The organism is Seohaeicola sp. 4SK31 (genome assembly GCF_028802875.1).
Classification (GTDB): domain Bacteria; phylum Pseudomonadota; class Alphaproteobacteria; order Rhodobacterales; family Rhodobacteraceae; genus Seohaeicola.
Window position 1 is genome coordinate 53,490 of the sequence record NZ_JARAMP010000013.1, and the last position, 16,105, is coordinate 69,594.

The 16,105-nt window shown below is 62.3% G+C and carries 18 protein-coding genes; 15 read left to right on the forward strand and 3 right to left on the reverse strand.

All coding sequences use genetic code 11. The features are described 5' to 3' along the window. The first annotated feature begins 17 nt into the window (after window positions 1-17). From PVW27_RS12250 to PVW27_RS12260, 3 genes are all read left to right on the forward strand, one after another. On the forward strand, window positions 18-692 hold the full coding sequence (locus tag PVW27_RS12250; protein ID WP_274558101.1) for a thermonuclease family protein: 675 nt from the start codon (window positions 18-20) through the stop codon (window positions 690-692). 154 nt (window positions 693-846) lie between these two features. Next, a complete protein-coding gene (locus tag PVW27_RS12255; protein WP_274558102.1) occupies window positions 847-1,410 on the forward strand; it encodes a hemerythrin domain-containing protein in 564 nt (187 codons plus the stop codon). Between the two features lie 95 nt (window positions 1,411-1,505). Next, a complete protein-coding gene (locus PVW27_RS12260) occupies window positions 1,506-1,742 on the forward strand; it encodes a YdcH family protein (RefSeq protein ID WP_274558104.1) in 237 nt (78 codons plus the stop codon). Window positions 1,743-1,911: 169 nt separating this feature from the next. Here the strand turns inward: PVW27_RS12260 and PVW27_RS12265 are convergent, their stop codons facing one another. Beyond that, a complete protein-coding gene (locus PVW27_RS12265) occupies window positions 1,912-3,309 on the reverse strand; it encodes a helix-turn-helix domain-containing protein (RefSeq protein WP_274558105.1) in 1,398 nt (465 codons plus the stop codon). A gap of 69 nt (window positions 3,310-3,378) precedes the next feature. Beyond that, complete coding sequence (locus tag PVW27_RS12270) at window positions 3,379-4,593, reverse strand: multidrug effflux MFS transporter (protein ID WP_274558107.1); 1,215 nt, start codon at window positions 4,591-4,593, stop codon at window positions 3,379-3,381. A 242-nt stretch (window positions 4,594-4,835) separates the two neighbouring features. On the opposite strand from PVW27_RS12270, the gene PVW27_RS12275 reads away from it, so the two are divergent. The 8 genes from PVW27_RS12275 (at window position 4,836) to PVW27_RS12310 (ending at window position 11,162) form a co-directional block, all read left to right on the forward strand. Continuing rightward, window positions 4,836-6,368 (forward strand): acyl-CoA carboxylase subunit beta, encoded by a 1,533-nt coding sequence (locus PVW27_RS12275; RefSeq protein WP_274558109.1) that lies wholly within the window; start codon window positions 4,836-4,838, stop codon window positions 6,366-6,368. A 96-nt stretch (window positions 6,369-6,464) separates the two neighbouring features. Then, window positions 6,465-6,863, forward strand: a complete 399-nt coding sequence (locus PVW27_RS12280; RefSeq protein WP_274558111.1) for a hypothetical protein — start codon at window positions 6,465-6,467, stop codon at window positions 6,861-6,863. Then, complete coding sequence (locus PVW27_RS12285; RefSeq protein WP_274558112.1) at window positions 6,860-7,252, forward strand: DUF6497 family protein; 393 nt, start codon at window positions 6,860-6,862, stop codon at window positions 7,250-7,252. Before PVW27_RS12280 ends, PVW27_RS12285 begins: the two co-directional genes overlap by 4 nt. 214 nt (window positions 7,253-7,466) lie before the next feature. Then, window positions 7,467-7,610, forward strand: coding sequence for a hypothetical protein (locus PVW27_RS12290; RefSeq protein ID WP_274558114.1), 144 nt, complete (start codon window positions 7,467-7,469; stop codon window positions 7,608-7,610). A 147-nt stretch (window positions 7,611-7,757) separates the two neighbouring features. Then, window positions 7,758-8,039: a hypothetical protein gene (locus tag PVW27_RS12295; RefSeq protein ID WP_274558116.1), complete on the forward strand. Its 282-nt coding sequence runs from the start codon at window positions 7,758-7,760 to the stop codon at window positions 8,037-8,039. Between the two features lie 63 nt (window positions 8,040-8,102). Next, a complete protein-coding gene (locus tag PVW27_RS12300; RefSeq protein WP_274558118.1) occupies window positions 8,103-8,450 on the forward strand; it encodes a hypothetical protein in 348 nt (115 codons plus the stop codon). A gap of 361 nt (window positions 8,451-8,811) precedes the next feature. After that, window positions 8,812-9,015: a hypothetical protein gene (locus PVW27_RS12305; RefSeq protein WP_274558119.1), complete on the forward strand. Its 204-nt coding sequence runs from the start codon at window positions 8,812-8,814 to the stop codon at window positions 9,013-9,015. A gap of 146 nt (window positions 9,016-9,161) precedes the next feature. Further along, the gene (locus tag PVW27_RS12310; protein WP_274558121.1) at window positions 9,162-11,162 is read left to right on the forward strand and encodes an acetyl-CoA carboxylase biotin carboxylase subunit; all 2,001 of its coding nucleotides are present in this window, start codon (window positions 9,162-9,164) and stop codon (window positions 11,160-11,162) included. 81 nt (window positions 11,163-11,243) lie between these two features. On the opposite strand, the gene PVW27_RS12315 is transcribed toward PVW27_RS12310, so the two are convergent. Next, entirely contained in the window at window positions 11,244-11,690 is a 447-nt protein-coding gene (locus PVW27_RS12315) for a DUF4174 domain-containing protein (protein ID WP_274558123.1), read from the reverse strand. Between the two features lie 178 nt (window positions 11,691-11,868). Here PVW27_RS12315 and PVW27_RS12320 point away from each other — a divergent pair, with 178 nt between their 5' ends. From PVW27_RS12320 to PVW27_RS12335, 4 genes are all read left to right on the forward strand, one after another. Next, window positions 11,869-12,807: a hypothetical protein gene (locus PVW27_RS12320; protein ID WP_274558124.1), complete on the forward strand. Its 939-nt coding sequence runs from the start codon at window positions 11,869-11,871 to the stop codon at window positions 12,805-12,807. Continuing rightward, a complete protein-coding gene (gene scpA / locus PVW27_RS12325; RefSeq protein WP_274558126.1) occupies window positions 12,779-14,908 on the forward strand; it encodes a methylmalonyl-CoA mutase in 2,130 nt (709 codons plus the stop codon). The genes PVW27_RS12320 and scpA overlap by 29 nt, the downstream gene beginning before the upstream one ends. An 80-nt stretch (window positions 14,909-14,988) precedes the next feature. Beyond that, a complete protein-coding gene (locus PVW27_RS12330) occupies window positions 14,989-15,603 on the forward strand; it encodes a VOC family protein (protein WP_274558127.1) in 615 nt (204 codons plus the stop codon). Next, window positions 15,600-16,088: a GNAT family N-acetyltransferase gene (locus tag PVW27_RS12335; RefSeq protein WP_274558129.1), complete on the forward strand. Its 489-nt coding sequence runs from the start codon at window positions 15,600-15,602 to the stop codon at window positions 16,086-16,088. The genes PVW27_RS12330 and PVW27_RS12335 overlap by 4 nt, the downstream gene beginning before the upstream one ends. Window positions 16,089-16,105: the final 17 nt, after the last annotated feature.

Genomic DNA, 16,105 nt, shown 5'->3' on the forward strand with positions numbered 1-16,105 from the left:
CGGTTGATATCGGCGGCATGAGCAAAATTTTATTTTTATTTCTTTTGGCGGTCGGTCTGCTGACGGCTTCTTTCGTTCTGGCCGAGTCCCCTCGTGGGGTGATCCGTGTGATCGACGGCGATACCCTTGACGTGGGCGGCACGCGTGTGCGTCTGCACGGTATCGACGCCCCCGAGGCCGACCAGACCTGCGAAACGGATCAAGGCCGCAGCTGGACCTGTGGGGCTTGGGTCAGCCGCGAGGTGCGCGCCCGCTATCAGGGGAAGACCGCCAGATGCGAGGCTGTGGACCGCGACCGCTATGGCCGGATCGTGGCGCGCTGCGCCGTGAACGGTCAGGACATGGGGGCCGCTCTGGTGGCCGAGGGTCTTGCCTTTGCCTATCGGCGCTATTCCATGGATTATGACCTGATCGAAAAGCAGGCGGCGGCGGCGGATCGCGGACTCTGGACGATGCAGGTCGAGAATCCCGCCACCTTCCGTCAGCAGGGACAGGCGGCCCAACCGGCCCCGAAGAACGCTGCGGGCGACTGCAACATCAAGGGCAATGTCAACGCCAAGGGCGAGCGGATTTTCCATCGTCCGGGGCAGGAACACTATGACCGGACCCGGATCAATACCGGACAGGGCGAACGGTGGTTCTGTTCCGCCGCCGAGGCCGAGGCTGCCGGCTGGCGCGCGGCGCGTCGCTGAGCGGGGCAAGGGGGGCTGTCTGCCCCCCGTCCTGCGGACTCCCCCCGAGGATATTTCAGGCAAGAAGAAGATGCAGGATGCCTGAATTGATGCACAGCGGTTGTGCATGCGCAGGGGGCTGTCGGCACCGATGGTGGGCGCTATAGTCATTCTCATGAGCGAGCCATTCTCCATCGAAACCCGCAAAGGGTTACCCGACCATCTGCGCGTGCTGGCGGATCGCTATCCGCGAACGGAGTGGCGCGGGCATATGAATTTCAACGACCTGACGGCCTTCTGGCTGGAACGGCACCTGATGTTCCGGCAGGTTCTGGACAAGGTGATCGGGGATACGCAGGCGCATCTGGATGGCCATTCGGGGCGCTATGGGCCGGAATTGTCGCGTTATACAGGGTTCTTTCTGGACCAGTTGCACGGACATCACCAGATCGAAGATCAGCACTATTTTCCGCAGTTCATGGCAATGGACAAGCGGCTGGAACAGGCTTTCGAGATCCTTGACGCGGATCATCATGCGCTGGATCACCATCTGAACACGCTGGCCGACCATACCAATCAGGTGTTGCGCGCGTTGCAACAGGGGCAGAAGGCGCGGGATGAGGCGGGCCGTTTGCTGGATGTGCAGGAAGGGTTCAAGACCTTCCTGGATCGTCACCTGATGGATGAGGAAGAGATCATCGTTCCGATCGTGCTGGAATACGGGGCGGAGATGTCCTGAAGCCGGGATTGGGGCAGCGGATTGATCTGCCTCAATGTGGTGCGGGGCGCCATGGCCTAGGGTTGCTGCAACGCAACCAGAAGGAGACAGGCGCGATGTCGAACACACCCCACGAATTGCACGAGGAATTTCCGCAATACGCGGCACGGATCACCGAGTTGAAAGGCTCGGACAGTCATTTCGCCAAGCTTGCGGAAGAGTATCACAAGATCAACCGTGCCGTGCACCGGGCCGAAACATTGGTTGAACCGGTCGAGGAACTGACCGAGGTCGAGATGCGCAAGCAGCGCGCGGCGCTGAAGGACGAGGTCTATGCCTATCTGAAGGGCTGACCCCGCCGACTCAGGGACAAAGGGCGCGAGGGGAACTTCGCGCCTTTTTGCATTCCTGGAGCTTGTCGCGTTCTATTGCGTTCACCCCGCATCATGAACGCATAGTTCTTCGAAAAAGCCGCCTCATGATGCGGGGTGAAGAGTTGACTCCGATCAAGCGCGACACGCTCTAATCAACGCTATAGGGCAGCACGCCGCGTTCATCGGTATTGATGGTCAAGCGTCGCTCCAGTGGTGGGACAGAACGCTGATGGCATTCCTTGCGTTCGCAGATGCGGCAGGAGATGCCGATGGGTTCAAAGGCGCGCGGATTGGCCAGATCCAGATCATCTGCATAGACCAGATCGGCGGCATGGCGCACCTCGCATCCCAGGGCGATGGCAAAGCGGCGCGTGGGCGCGCCGAAACTGCCTCCCGGTTTCGACACGTCACGTGCCAGGCTGATATAGCGCACGCCATCGGGAGTTTCTGCCAGTTGGCGCAGGAAGCGGCCGGGCGTTTCAAACGCGCGGTGCACGTTCCACAGGGGGCAGGCGCCGCCGAACCGCGCGAATTGCAGGCGCGTGGCGGAGTGGCGCTTGGTGATCGTGCCCGCCTGATCCACGCGGACGAAGAAAAAGGGAATGCCCTTGGCGCCGGGACGCTGCAGCGTGGAGAGACGATGGGCCACCTGTTCGATGGATGCGCCGAAACGATGGGCCAGCAGTTCCAGATCGTGGCGCGTGTCGCGCGCGGCGGCCTGAAAGGCGGTGTAGGGCATCAGGGCCGCACCTGCGAAGAAATTCGCAAGGCCGATCTTGGCGATGGCGCGGGCCTGATCGGATTGAAACCGGGCCAGATCCAGCGTGGCGTCCAGCAAGGCTTCCTGCTTCAAAAGGGCAAGTTGCAGTAAAAGCTGGAAGCCTTGCGTTTCCGGGCTGGCCCGTGAGGACAGCGTCAGGTTCTGATTGACCGGATCATAGTGCCGTATTCGGGAAATGTCCTGAAACGCGACGGATACGCCCGACAGTTCAAGTGTTCTGAGTGCATGGACCCGGATCCCGTCCGGACCGGCCTGGGTTGCGAAATGCTCGGCAGCGCGATCCACGGCGTCGATGTAATTGTCGCAATAATGAAAGAAATCCCGCACCTCATCCCAAGGAGAGGGCTGTGTGCGGGCATCCTCTCGTCCCAGGGCCTCGTCCAGCGAGGCAAGGCGTTCATGCGTCTGGCGATAGGCGCGGTGCAGATCCAGAAAGGCGCGGGCCAGCGCGGGCGCGTTCGAAGCGGTCAGGCGCAGATCGGCCAGAGGCGTATTATGCTCGGCAAAGACCGGATCGGCCATCGCCTCGCGCATGTCGGAAACCAGCCTTTCGCTGTCGCCCGTGCTGAGTTCGGTGACGTCAAAGCCGAATTCATGCGCCAGAGCCAGCACCACCGTGGTGGATACGGGTCGGTTATTGTTCTCCATCTGGTTCAGATAGGGCAGTGAGACACCCAGTTTGGCGGCAAAGTCCTTCTGCGTCAGGCCAAGGCGCTGTCGTGTTTCGCGCAGTTTCGCACCGGCATAGAGTTTTTGCAGGGCCATCGGGGATATCTTTGCAAATACTGCGTCAGGTCACAGCGTAGCTTTGCAAAGACGCCTCTGCAAGCGGGGTCACAGGCCCAGTTGCCGCTCGCGCCGGATGACATAGAGGATGGCGACCACGGCCAGAAGCGAGGTCACGAACATGATCCAGACAAGCGGGAATTCCCCGCGTCCCGGCTTCAGCAAGGCCCCGGCCAGCGCCGACAGACCCGCGCCGCCGCCGATCATGATCGCGCCGCCAAGGCCGGAGGCCGTTCCCGCCAGATGCGGGCGCACCGAAAGCATCCCTGCCGTGGCATTGGCGATGGTCATGCCATTGCCGACACCCACAAGGCTCATGAAGCCGAAAAAGACCAGCGGCCCGGAGTAGCCCGCATAGCTGACGATCAGTGACAGGCCCATCCCGATGGTCGAGGAGATCGTGCCCCAGAGCACCATCCGGTTGACCCCGTGGCGCGCGGCCAGCATGCCCGTTGCCCAGTTGCCAAGGAAATAGCCGATGGAGGGGGCTGCGAAATAAAGGCCCAACTGGCTGGGCGTGAGGCCGAAAACCTCTGTGCCGACAAAAGGCGCGCCACCCAGATAGGCAAAGAAGGCGCCCGAGCCAAAGGCCGAGGCGAGGCAATATCCCCAAAACCGCTGCGAGGTCAGCAGTTCGGGATATTCCCTGAACTGCTGCATGAGAGAGTTCTCGCTGGGTGTTCCCGTTTCCCCCAGATCGCGCCATGCAATGAAGAGCACCAGCAGGCCGCAGGCCAGAAGCATGGCGATATTCGCCTGCCAGCCGAAGGCATCCTCGAGAATGCCGCCAATCGCGGGGGCGACCATGGGCACCACGGCCATGCCCATCGTGACATAGCCGATCATCGAGGCGGCGCGGTCTTGGGCATACATGTCGCGCACCACGGCCCTGCTGAGAACCATGGCCACAGCGATCACCGCCTGAAACGAGCGGAAGATCAGGAAAACGGTCGCATTGGGTGCAAGCAGGCATCCGGCTGTCGCCACACAGAACAGAACGACTCCCCACAGGATCACAGGGCGGCGCCCCACCTTGTCCGAAATCGGGCCGATCAGGATTTGCAAAACCGCGCTCATGGCCAGATAGGTGGCGACGGAAAGCTGCATCACGCTGTAATCGACGTCGAAATGCAGGGCCATGCCGGGAAGCGATGGCAGGAAGATATTCATCGCCATGGCCGAGATGCCTGCAAGCAGGATCAGCGTGGTGACATGAGGTGCTGTGGAGCGGTCCAGATAGCGGACCGGAATGGGGTCTTGCATGGGCAAATGGCTAAGCCTCGATTCGGGGGAAGTCCATTCCGCAACTGCAGAAATTTGCGGATTTGCGATTTGCGAAAGATAGCTTGCCAATAATTTGCAAATTTGCCGAAATCCGCTTTGAGGATAAGGCGCGCACCCCTATACCTGCAGTCCAAGGTGGGGGGCTGCAAGGCCTTTTCTGCCATAAGACGACAGAACCGGCGGCGCGCGTGGCGCGGCGATCAGCAAGCAGGGAAAAGCCGATGAAAGACATCCTTCAGGAACTGGAAGAGCGGCGCGCAGGGGCCCGTCTGGGTGGCGGGCAGGCACGGATCGACGCGCAGCATTCCAAGGGCAAGTTGACGGCTCGCGAGCGGATCGAACTGCTTCTGGATGAGGGCAGCTTTGAGGAATACGACATGTTCGTGACCCATCGCTGCACCGATTTCGGCATGGAGCAGAGCAAACCGCGCGGCGACGGTGTCGTGACCGGCTGGGGCACGATCAACGGGCGCATGGTCTATGTCTTCAGTCAGGATTTCACCGTGCTGGGCGGGTCGGTGTCTGAGACCCATGCGGCCAAGATCTGCAAGATCATGGACATGGCGGTGCAGAACGGCGCGCCAGTTATCGGGATCAACGATTCGGGTGGTGCGCGGATTCAGGAAGGTGTCAGCTCGCTGGCCGCCTATGGCGAGGTGTTCAAGCGCAACATCCTTGCTTCGGGCGTGGTGCCGCAGATCAGTCTGATCATGGGGCCATGTGCGGGCGGTGCGGTCTATTCCCCTGCGATGACCGATTTCATCTTCATGGTGAAAGATAGCTCCTACATGTTCGTGACCGGGCCCGACGTGGTCAAGACCGTCACGAACGAGGTGGTCAGCGCCGAGGAACTGGGCGGTGCCTCGACCCACACCAAGAAATCAAGCGTGGCGGATGGCGCTTTCGAGAACGATGTCGAAGCCTTGAACGAAGTGCGCCGGCTGGTCGATTTCCTGCCGCTGAACAACCGCGAAAAGCCGCCTGTGCGCCCCTTCTTCGACGATCCGGCGCGGGTCGAGATGAGCCTTGATACACTGGTGCCCGACAACCCCAACATGCCCTATGACATGAAGGAACTGATCCTGAAAGTCGCGGATGAGGGTGATTTCTACGAGATCCAGGAAGATTTTGCCAAGAACATCATCACCGGTTTCATCCGCCTTGAAGGGCAAAGCGTGGGTGTGGTTGCGAACCAGCCGATGGTTCTGGCGGGCTGTCTGGACATTGACAGCAGCCGCAAGGCCGCGCGTTTCGTGCGCTTTTGCGATGCGTTCGAGATCCCGATCCTGACCTTTGTCGACGTCCCCGGCTTCCTGCCCGGAACGACGCAGGAATATAACGGCGTCATCAAGCACGGGGCCAAGCTTCTGTTCGCCTATGGCGAGGCGACCGTGCCGAAGGTGACGGTGATTACCCGCAAAGCCTATGGCGGGGCCTATGTGGTGATGGCGTCCAAGCATTTGCAGGGTGACATCAACTATGCCTGGCCCACATCGGAAATCGCGGTGATGGGGGCCAAGGGCGCAACCGAAATCCTTTATCGCAGCGAGTTGAACGATCCGGAAAAGATCGCGGGTCGGGTCAAGGATTACGAGGATCGTTTCGCGAACCCCTTCGTCGCCGCCGAGCGCGGTTTCATCGACGAGGTGATCCAGCCGCATAGCACGCGCCGCCGTGTGGCGCGGGCCTTTGCTGCACTGCGGGGCAAGAAGTTGACGAACCCCTGGAAGAAGCATGACAACATCCCGCTGTAAGGCGGGATCAGAGGCCCGCCCCCGCGCGAGGAGGCGTGTGGGGCGGGTCCGGAATTCTTGAGTATTTTCAGAACGATGAAAGGAAGGCTGCACCAGATGTCCAGGGTTGCGGGGCAGGCAGAGACAGGCCGTCGGGACGGCTGGCATCTGATGCGCGACGGGGCCGTTGTGGTTCTGGCGCGGCGTCTGCCCGCGCGTTTTGACCTGTCGGCCAGCATCGCCCTGCCTGTAGCCGGACACTCTGTCGGCCGGGCGCGACTGGCCCGTCAGGTGCGGCAGGATGTGTGGCGCTGTCTGCGCGATCTGCGGGGGTTCTGGCCTGTGGTGCGGATCGAGCAGGGAGAGAACGCCCTGCATGTCACGGCCGGTGGCGCGCTGTCGCAGGGGCCGCTCAGCGCGGGATTGCGCAAGCAGGTCGAGCAACGACTGGCCGACCTTTTGGCCGACCCCGCGCGCCACAGACGCTGGCTGACCTATGCGGGGCGGGCGGCATGATGCGCGGTGTGGGGGGGTGGTTGGCGGCAATCTGCGCCCTTTTGGCCTTGCCGCTGCGGGCGGATGTGGCGCTGCCGTCGGGGCTTGAAGTCTCGCTTCTGGAAGGGTTCGTCGAGGTCCAGCCCGACGGGGCGCGCTGGGCCCGGTTTCGCTATGTGATGCCCGCGCTGGCGCAGGGGGCCGAATTCGACGCGGTGCAGGATGACTTCGCCGCCCTGTGCGAGGGACAGGCCATTCCCATGCTGGACGCCGCCGCAGAGGAGGTGGTGCTGATCGTCGTTTCACTGATGGACAAGCCGATGGAATTCGGTCAGTCCGACCCCGGAACGGTGCAGTATTTCGAGAGTTTCGCCATCCGCGACGGCCGCTGTATCTGGGAGGAATTCTGATGTCCCCACAATATCTTGCGGGTAGAACTTCATACGTGATCGGGATTGAGTCTTTTCTGACACAGCGCGCCCACTTTGCTGTCTCCGGATATGTTTCACCCAACTGTTCCAGTATCATGGCAGGTGGTCACACTCACGTGGCCGGTACCTCGTGTAAATGGCAGGTCGCGCCTCTGGGTTGCGGCCTGTCAGGAACAAGTAACAGGAGAAACAGATGTCGAAGAACATCACGAGCATGTTGGTCCTCTGCATGGTTGCCCTCGTGGCAGCCTGCTCGCAGCCGAAAGAAGAAGAATTCGTCGTGGTCGATCCCGAGCCCATTTCGATGGAGCCGAGCTACACCGGCAAGTACAAGTAAAACCGGCGCGGGACCTGTCCTTCGGCGCATGGCGCCGGGATCGGTCCCGCCCACCGCGCGCCGTGGTCTGGGGCAAGACGCGACGCCATTCATTTTCGCTCAAAAATCTGCCAAAAGTAGTGTATACATGTCTCCGGAGGTGGAGAAATGTATAGACATCATGCCTTGTTGGCCGCTGTCGGCCTTGTCGTCGTGGTCTCTGGATGCAGCCGTCCCGCACCCGAGCCGCAACCCATTTATGTCGAACCGGTCTATGGTAAATACGGCGCCATTGATGATGGTGGCGGATGTGTCGGCGGGCAATCCACGCCCGGCGCTGCGCCCAGCGACGATTGTCCGCCGCAGGACTACCAGCGCCTGCCCGATCCGACCGGGGCGGGAAGCGGCACGACAGGCGGTGGTCAGACCGGAACGGCGCCGCGCGGCTGACGTCGCCAGAGCCGTTGGCCTTGAACATCCGCGCGCATCCCGCGCGGGGAAGGAGGCTGTGGCATGCTGAAGCATCGCGGCTTTCCGGGGCGACTGACCGGCACCGATTTCCAGTTCACGATCCGGCGCGCCAATCCGAAAGGTGTCACGCCGCTGACCCGCCGCGAGCGTTATCGTGATCGCAAGGCTGTGGACAAACATGCCGATGCCGTCTTCATGGCAGCGCTTTGGGATCATTTCGGGACCGAGCCGTTCGAGCGTGGCAACCTTGATGCAGGGCGCCTGAGCTGGCTGTTCGGGCGCGAGGTCATCCCGGCAACAGACCCGTTCGATCCCGAAAGCTATGACTCGCTGCTGATGATCGACGAGGCTGCGGCTCGCGCGTCCTTCCCCGAGGTGTTCGAGGAATGATCGGCGGTTTTTTGCAGGATGGCAGGCGACTTGGGCGAGAAATGGCCCAGCTTTTTTGCGCCTCCGAAACGGACTTGGCGATGGCTCCGCGTTGCGGCAGTCTCGCATCTGTAGTGGCGGTCCATCCTCTTCGGACCGGGACTGGCAGTCTGAACCGTTACCCTTCCCCTGATGGGCGGAGCGCTCTTCCCCTAAGCTCTCCGCCCATTTTTTCGTCTGTTTTCTCAGGTATTTCCCGCGATAGGCGAAGCCTTGCCCATGCTGCCGGATGTGTTGGACCCCGCGCGGGAACCAAACTACATATTAGCGCGTTAAGCTCTAAATTACCGCTCGGAACGCACAACAGGAAAGGCTGTCAGCTATGCAGATTACCAAATGGATCGCAGGTGCCGTTTGCGCCCTCACACTTGCCGCTTGTGGCGACACGCCGCTTGAGCAGGGCCTCATCGGGGCCGGCGCGGGTGCAGGCGCGGCTGTCGTTCTTGACGGCAACCCGGTCACCGGTGCCGTCGTCGGTGGCGCGGCCAACGTGGTCTATTGCCAGCGCTACCCGTCGCGCTGCTGACATCGTCGCGGGGCTGACCCAGCCCTGCGCTACCCTGATCGAAATGAACCATCGGACCGCCCGTCGGTCCGGTGGTTTTTTGCTGTCCGAAGACCTGTCACCGATGGGGCGCAGCCCGCGTGACCAAGAACCAGAAGGGACCTGAGATGTTCAAGAAGATCCTGATCGCGAACCGGGGCGAGATTGCCTGCCGCGTCATCAAGACCGCCCGCCGCATGGGCATCAAGACGGTTGCGATCTATTCGGATGCGGACCGGCAGGCGCTGCATGTGCAGATGGCCGACGAGGCGGTGCATATTGGCCCCGCGCCTGCGAACCAGTCCTATATCGTCATCGAAAAGGTGATGGAGGCGATCCGCAAGACCGGTGCCGAAGCGGTGCATCCCGGCTATGGTTTTCTGTCCGAGAACAGCAAGTTCGCCGAGGCGCTGGCCGCCGAGGGCGTGGCCTTCATCGGGCCGCCCGTGGGGGCCATCGAGAAGATGGGCGACAAGATCACCTCGAAGAAGATCGCGGCCGAAGCGGGGGTGTCCACCGTGCCCGGCTATATGGGCCTGATCGCCGATGCCGACGAGGCCGTGAAGATCTCGGGCGAGATCGGCTATCCTGTGATGATCAAGGCGTCCGCTGGGGGCGGTGGCAAGGGGATGCGGATCGCATGGAACGACGCCGAGGCGCGTGAGGGGTTCCAGTCATCCAAGAACGAGGCGGCCAGTTCCTTTGGCGACGACCGCATCTTCATCGAGAAATTCGTGACGCAACCGCGCCATATCGAGATCCAGGTGCTGGCCGACAGCCATGGCAACACGATCTATCTGGGCGAGCGGGAATGTTCGATCCAGCGGCGTAACCAGAAGGTCATCGAGGAGGCGCCGAGCCCCTTCCTGGACGAGGCCACGCGCAAGGCGATGGGCGAGCAGGCCTGCGCCCTGGCCGCTGCCGTGGGCTATACATCGGCAGGCACGGTGGAATTCATCGTCGACGGCCAGCGGAATTTCTATTTCCTCGAGATGAATACCCGCTTGCAGGTGGAGCATCCGGTGACCGAGTTGATCACCGGCATCGACCTTGTCGAGCAGATGATCCGTGTGGCCTATGGCGAGGCGCTTGCGCTCAAGCAGTCGGATATCAAGCTTCATGGCTGGGCGATGGAAAGCCGCCTTTATGCCGAGGACCCCTATCGGAACTTCCTGCCCTCGATCGGGCGGCTGACCCGCTATCGCCCGCCCGCTGAAGTGACAGAGCCGGGTCATGTGGTGCGCAACGATACCGGCGTCTACGAGGGCGGCGAGATCAGCATGTATTACGATCCGATGATCGCCAAGCTGTGCACCTGGGGGCCGACCCGGTCGGATGCGATCGAGGCGATGCGCAACGCGCTGGACGGGTTCGAGGTAGAAGGGATCGGGCACAACCTGCCGTTCCTGAGTGCTGTGATGGACCATCCGAAATTCGTGGCAGGCACCATCACCACGGCCTTCATCGCCGAGGAATTCCCCGAAGGATTCAACGGCGTGGCGCTGCCCGATGAGGTGCTGCGGCGGATTGCGGCTTCCTGTGCGGCAATGCACCGGGTTGCGGAAATCCGGCGGTCGCGCGTGTCGGGGCGGATGGACAACCACGAGCGCAAGGTGGGGAGTGATTGGGTGGTCAGCCTGCAGGGGCATAGCTATCCGGTGACGATCAAGGCCGATCCGGCGGGATCGACCGTCTGTTTCGACGATGGGTCCGAGTTGCGGGTGACCAGCAAATGGACGCCGGGCGATCAACTGGCCACGCTTGATGTCAGTGGCGAGCCTTTGGTGTTGAAGGTCGGCAAGATTTCGGGCGGGTTCCGCATCCGGTCGCGCGGCGCGGACCTGCGTGTGCATGTGCGCACCCCGCGTCAGGCCGAACTGGCCAGCCTGATGATCGAAAAGACCCCGCCTGATACGTCGAAACTGCTGCTCTGCCCGATGCCCGGCCTGATCGTGAAGATCAATGTCGAGGTGGGCGATGAGGTGCAGGATGGTCAGGCGCTCTGCACGGTCGAGGCCATGAAGATGGAGAACATCCTGCGGGCCGAACGCAAGGGCGTGGTGGCCAAGATCAACGCCGCGCCCGGCGACAGCCTGTCGGTGGATGCGGTCATCATGGAATTCGAGTGATCCGATGACGCAGGTCACGCTTGCTTCTTGCCAAACGGTATCCCCCCTTGCGGGGGATATGCGTGGCATGGCGGGCGTAGCCTATTCCTTTCCCAGGTTCTCGCGGATTTCCTGTTGCCGTGTCGGCCATTTGTCGATGCTGCGCGTGATCTCGCGCGTGTCCCAAGGCGCGGGCTTGCGCAGTTTGACGCCGCCATCCTTGTCCATCAGCACCAGCATGAAGCCGCGCGGGCGCAATTTGCGCCGCAGATCCGAGCGCGCCTCGGGATCGGTGTCGGTCAGCACAACGATATCGCGCAGCAACAGGGCGGGAATGTCCGCGTTCAGAAAACTCATCTGCTCGATGAAGCGGGGATCGTTGGGCGTGTCGGCAAAGACGACGATGGGACGTTTTGTCCAGATAAATTCACTCAAATCCACATCACTTCCCTCGATCAAGGGAAGTTCCGGCGGTCCTTCAGCCGTGTCTGCGGCACCTGCCGGGAACGCCAATAATCCAGCAATTACAAAGGCAAGTATCTTTTTCATTCGGCCTCCTGTCCCATCAGATATAGGGGGTGCCCGGTCGAATGCGAATGACTTTTCACAGCTGGAGCGAAAGTTTTTCGACGTTAAACCTCTGGTGAGGGGTCTGGGCCGATGATCGGGGTGATCAAAGTCTCCCGGGTCGTGTCAGGCGGCCCCCTTTCACAGGGCACAGATGCCGATGGACGTCATTCTGCATATCGGGGCGCATCGCGCGGCTTCGACCAGTTTTCAGGCCTATTTGCGGGCGAATGCCGCCGCACTCGAAGGGCAGGGGCTTTGCTTCTGGGGACCGCGACGAACGCGGTCGGGGCTGTTCGCGGGGATCATCCCGACGAACGGATCGCCGCGACTGGAACGGCAAGCCCGGATGGCCAAGGGCCGGATTGCGTTGCAGATCGAGCGGATGAAGATCAGGGGGATGGGCCGACTGATCGTCACGGACGAAAACATGATCGGCGCGCCGCGCCGCAATCTGCGCGATACGATGCTGTATCGCGGTGCGGGCGAACGTATGGCGCGCCACGCAGAGGCTTTCGGCGGCCGTATCACGCGCGTCGTCCTTTCGATCCGGGCCTTCGACAGATACTGGCCTTCGGCGCTGGCCTATGGAATCGCGCGCGGCCATGCGCTGCCCGAACCGGGGATGCTGGAGGCGATCTCTGTCCAAAAACGGGGGTGGCGCGACATCATCACGGATCTGTCCTGTGCCCTGCCGGGGGTGGAGTTGCTGGTCTTGCCGCACGAAACCTATGGCGGCCTGCCCGAGCAGCGCTTGCACATCATGACGGCGGGCGCGGTCGCGGCACCGTTGCATCAGCACAGGCTGTGGCTCAATCGCGGGCCGGACATGGCGGCGTTGCGTCAGTGCCTGGTCTTGCGCGGACAGGATCCTGCGGCTCTGGGGCCGGGCGAGGGGCGGTACGACCCTTTCAACGCCACCCAGAAATCAAGACTGCGCGAACTTTATCAGGACGACCTGTTCTGGCTGGCCGCCGGTGCCGATGGGCTGGCGACACTCATGACCGAGAAAACGTGCGATCAGACGGGCACAAGCCCGCAGCACGACCCACTGACAAGAGGACAAGACAATGACCAGCAAGAAGGACGCGTGGCGTGACCTGGCGCAGAAGGAACTGCGCGACAGGCCCCTTGAGGATCTGACCTGGAACACGCTGGAAGGGATTGCTGTCCAGCCGCTCTATACCGATGAGGATGCAAAGGACCTGCCGCATCTGGGCAGCCTTCCGGGTTTCGCGCCCTACACGCGCGGGGTGAAGGCCACGATGTATGCGGGCCGTCCCTGGACGATCCGCCAATATGCGGGCTTTTCCACCGCCGAGGAAAGCAATGCCTTTTACCGCAAGGCGCTGGCGGCGGGGCAACAGGGCGTGTCGGTGGCCTTTGATCTGGCCACGCATCGCGGCTATGACAGCGATCATCCCCGCGTTGTGGGCGATGTGGGCAAGGCCGGTGTGGCCATCGACAGTGTCGAGGACATGAAGATCCTGTTCGACGGCATCCCGCTGGACAAGGTGTCGGTGTCGATGACCATGAACGGCGCGGTCATCCCCATCCTGGCCAATTTCATCGTCACCGGCGAGGAACAGGGCCATCACCGCTCTGTGCTGTCGGGGACGATCCAGAACGACATCCTCAAGGAGTTCATGGTCCGCAACACCTATATCTACCCGCCCGAACCTTCGATGCGGATCATTTCGGACATCATTCAGTATACGTCGGACGAGATGCCGAAGTTCAACTCGATCTCGATTTCCGGCTATCACATGCAGGAGGCCGGCGCGAACCTTGTGCAGGAGCTGGCCTATACGCTGGCCGACGGGCGCGAATATGTGCGCGCGGCGATCGCGGCGGGGATGGATGTGGACAAGTTCGCTGGACGGCTGTCCTTTTTCTTTGCCATCGGCATGAACTTCTTCATGGAAGCCGCCAAGCTGCGTGCGGCGCGGCTGCTGTGGCACCGCATCATGGCCGAATTCAACCCCAAGAACCCGCAATCCTCGATGTTGCGCACACATTGTCAGACAAGCGGCGTAAGCTTGCAGGAGCAGGACCCCTATAACAACGTGATCCGCACCGCCTATGAGGCGATGTCGGCTGTTCTGGGCGGCACGCAGTCCTTGCACACCAACGCTCTGGATGAGGCGATAGCCCTGCCCACCGAATTCGCGGCCCGCATCGCGCGCAACACGCAATTGATCCTGCAGGAAGAAACCGGGATCACCAATGTGATCGACCCGCTGGCGGGCAGTTACTATGTCGAAAGCCTGACCCATGAACTGGCGGAAAAGGCTTGGGCCCTGATAGAAGAGGTCGAGGCGATGGGCGGCATGACCAAGGCGGTCGCCACGGGGATGCCCAAGCTCCGGATTGAGGAGACGGCGGCCACGCGGCAGGCCCGGATCGACCGCGGCACCGAGGTGATCGTGGGGGTCAACAAGTACCGCAAGGACAAGGAAGACCCGATCGACATCATGGATATCGACAATGCCGCCGTGCGGGTCAGCCAGGTTGCGCGTCTGGAACGGATCCGCGCCAGCCGCGACGAGGCGGCCTGTCAGGCGGCGCTGGCCGAAGTGGAGCGCCGCGCGGCTGAGGGTGGCAATCTTCTGGAGGCGGCGGTCGAGGCCGCCCGCGCACGCGCAACGGTGGGAGAGATCAGCATGAGCATGGAAAAGGTTTTTGGCCGTCACCGCGCCGAGGTAAAGACATTGGCAGGTGTCTATGGCGCGGCTTATGAGGGCGATGCCGGTTTTGCCGCCATTCAGGCCTCGGTCGAGGCTTTCGCGGAAGAAGAGGGGCGTCGCCCCCGGATGCTGGTCGTCAAGATGGGGCAGGATGGTCATGACCGGGGCGCCAAGGTCATCGCCACGGCTTTTGCCGATATCGGCTTTGACGTGGATGTCGGGCCGCTTTTCCAGACGCCCGAGGAAGCCGCGCAGGATGCTGTCGACAACGACGTCCATGTGGTGGGTATCAGCAGTCAGGCCGCAGGTCACAAGACGTTGGCGCCGCAGTTGATCGCGGCGCTCAAGGCCAAGGATGCGGGGGATATCATCGTGATCTGCGGCGGTGTGATCCCGCAGCAGGACTATGATTTCCTGAAGAAAGCGGGCGTGAAGGCGATTTTTGGCCCCGGCACGAACATTCCTGACGCCGCACAGGATATTCTGCGCCTGATCCGTGAGGCGCGCGGTTGAGAGCGAGAGGGGGGCTGTCTGCCCCCCTTGTCCCTGCGGGACACCCCCCGAGGATATTTTTGCAAGAAGAAGACGCGCAGATGCTGGAGATTGACCACCTTGCCGTCGCCGCCGACACGCTTGAGGCGGGGCGGGTCCATGTGGAGGCGGCGCTGGGCGTGGCCTTGCAGCCGGGCGGGCAGCACGCGCATTTCGGCACGCATAACCTGCTGTTGGGGCTGGAGGATGGGCTTTATCTTGAGGTGATCGCGGTCGATCCCGCCGCTGCGCCGCCCGCCGTGCCCCGGTGGTTCGATCTGGACCGGTTCAGGGGCGCGCCGCGTCTGGGGACTTGGATCTGTCGCTGCGACAATCTGGAGCGAACATTGGCGCAGGCCCCGGCCAGCGCGGGTGCGCCTGTTGAACTGGCGCGAGGTGACCTTCGCTGGCGTATGGCGGTGGCAGCGGATGGGCGGATGCCGTTCGACGGCGCGTTCCCTGCGCTGATCCAGTGGCACGGTGCACATCCGGCGGCGCGGCTGGCCCGCTCTGGCTGTCGGTTGCGGCGGTTGATCGTGACGCATCCCGATGCAGCGGGACTGCGCGCGGCGCTGACCGGGATGCTGAGCGATCCCCGTGTGGTGGTCGAGGCGGGGTCGGACATGGGATTGCGCGCGGAGATCGATACACCGCACGGTCTGCGGGTGCTGGCATGATCCTGCGGCCCGCCGAGGCGCGCGACGCCCCTGCGGTGGCGGCGATCTGGAACCCGGTGATACGCGAGACAGCGGCCACCTTCACCACGCTTGAGAAGACGCCGGACGGATTGGCCGCCGATTTCGCTGTCCGCGCGGCCGAGGGCAAGCTGTTCCTTTTGGCCGAAGAGGCTGGGGAGCTTCTTGGGTTTGCGACCTACTTTCAGTTCCGCAATGGCCCGGGATATGCCAGGACCATGGAACATTCGATCATTCTGGCCCCTGCTGCGCGCGGGCGCGGGGTCGGGCGCGCCCTGATGGCGGCGCTTGAGGATCACGCCAGGGCGGCTGGTGTGCATTCGCTTTGGGCCGGAGTCAGCGCCGAGAACCCGGCGGGGATCGCCTTCCACCGCTCGGTTGGCTTTGCCGAAGTGGCCAGACTGCCCGAAGTGGGGCACAAGTTCGGGCGCTGGATGGATCTTGTGCTGATGCAGAAAATCCTCTGATCCAAATCCCGATCTCC